The following is a 650-nucleotide window of genomic DNA, read 5'->3' on the forward strand; positions in this document are numbered from 1 at the left end:
AAAAGATGCAGGATATACTGCGAAAGAATTAAAAGATGCAGGATATACTGCGAAAGAATTAAAAGATGCAGGTTTTAGTTTGCAAGAATTAAAAGCTTCTGGATATACTTTGGAACAATTAATATCTGTTGGATATACTGAAAAAGAAATAGTTTATCGTTCAGATGGAATAACAATTGGTTATATTAAAATATTAGATTCTAAAACTAAAAAAGAAATTAAAAGAACTAATTACTATGAAGATGGCAAAACTATTTACTATATTACTGAATATAACCACGAAGGCAAATTAATCAAAAAAACATTTTATCGTCCAGATGGAATAACAATTGCCTCTATTAGGGAATTCAACTCCGAAGAAAAACTAATCAAAAAAACATTTTACAACCTAGATGGAATAACAATTGCCTCTATTGAGAAATTCAACTCCGAAGAAAAACTAATCAAAAGAACTAATTACTATGAAGATGGCAAAACTATTTACTATATTACTGAATATAACCTCAAAGGTGGAATAAAAAAAGAAACCTATTTCAACCCAGATGGAACTGTTAAAGAAGAAATAACTTATTAATCATGAATAAGAAAAGAAAATTAATATTAAATCTTTGGATTATCTTCATTGTCGTTATTTATTTTAAGTCTGAAAG

General features: G+C 26.9%; 1 protein-coding gene. It reads left to right on the forward strand.

Annotated elements, in window-relative coordinates; genetic code table 11:
• The coding region (locus OYV_RS04240) for a DUF2963 domain-containing protein (protein ID WP_152550849.1) at nucleotides 1–574 on the forward strand (574 nt) is incomplete at its 5' end.
• Nucleotides 575–650 lie beyond the last annotated feature (76 nt).

Origin of the sequence: 'Chrysanthemum coronarium' phytoplasma, assembly GCF_000744065.1 — a bacterium.
Lineage (GTDB): Bacteria > Bacillota_I > Bacilli_A > Acholeplasmatales > Acholeplasmataceae > Phytoplasma > Phytoplasma asteris.